At 38.1% G+C, this 1,200-nt stretch carries 1 protein-coding gene; it reads right to left on the bottom strand.

Annotated elements, in window-relative coordinates; translation table 11 throughout:
• Positions 1-53 precede the first annotated feature (53 nt).
• Positions 54-1,129, bottom strand: a protein-coding gene (locus HLH16_RS12530) for an IS3 family transposase (protein WP_171529572.1) whose coding sequence is annotated in 2 segments (ribosomal slippage) — positions 54-877 and positions 877-1,129 — 1,077 coding nt in all. Because the reading frame shifts where the segments join, the coding sequence is not laid out codon by codon here.
• Positions 1,130-1,200: the final 71 nt, after the last annotated feature.

Below are 1,200 nucleotides of genomic sequence, written 5' to 3'. Positions count from 1 at the left end.
GGTAATACCCCCATTTTTAATTGAACTAATGGGTAGAAAATCCAAAGCCCTTGTTATTGTTTAAAATTAGGTGGACAACCATTTACTGACATATGAGGTCGTTCATGATTATAAAAGTACTGCCATAAGGTTGTACAGTCTTGAACCTCACTAAGCTCTTTAAATAAATATTGGTTTAGGCATTCGTATCGAACTGTGCGATTAAATCGTTCAACATAGGCATTTTGTTGAGGGTTACCTGGCTGAGTGAAGATATGCTCAATATCATGTTGATCACACCATTCTTTCATTAAATCGCTTATATATTCAGGCCCATTGTCGGATCGAATATGTTTAGGTTTGCCTCGCCATTCAATTAATTGGTTAAGCCCCCGCAGAACACGTTCAGCCGGTAATGAGAAATCAACAAGGATATCTAACGATTCTCGATTGTAATCATCAATGACGTTATGCACACGGTAGCTACGCCCATCACTGAGTTGATCATGCATAAAATCCATTGACCATGACTCATTCTTAGCTGTTGGTACTGCAAGGGTTTCTGGTTGTTCTCGCTTAATTCGTTTGTTGGGTTTAATCCTTAAGTTAAGTTCAAGCTCTTTGTAGATCCGATATATGCGTTTGTGATTCCATCCATAACCTTTTACATTGCGCAAATACAGATAGCAGAGTTTAAAACCCCACGTTTTATTTTCATTTGTTAGCTTAATCAACCACTCAGCGATTTGAACATTTTCCTCTTTCAAAAGGGCCTTATAGCGATAACAGGTTTGGCTAACATTAAAAATTAAACAGGCCATGCTGATAGAAATCTTAAACTGCTCAGCAGCCTGCTGTGCAAGAGACTTCCGCTGAACTGGCCTTAAAACTTTTTTGAAAGAGCATCTTGTAAAATGTCAGATTTAAGCCGCTCATCAGCATACATACGTTTTAAACGGGCATTTTCAGCCTCTAATTCTTTAAGCCTAGTCATCATGGAAAGATCCATTCCGCCATATTTAGACTTCCACTTATAGAAAGTTGCGGTGCTCATTCCATGCTCACGGCAAAGGTTTGGAACAGGTGTTCCTGCTTCAGCTTGTTTCAAAATACTCATAATTAAGCTGTCTGAATATTTAGATATTTTCATAGAAAATCTCCTTAAATCAAGGGTATTCGATTTTCTACTTTTAAGTCCAATTATTTGCGGGGAGCATTACC

The sequence above is a fragment of the Acinetobacter sp. ANC 5378 genome, assembly GCF_013004315.1.
Lineage (GTDB): Bacteria > Pseudomonadota > Gammaproteobacteria > Pseudomonadales > Moraxellaceae > Acinetobacter.
Note: the sequence above shows the minus strand (reverse complement) of the source record. Positions and strands in the feature narration are given on the sequence as shown.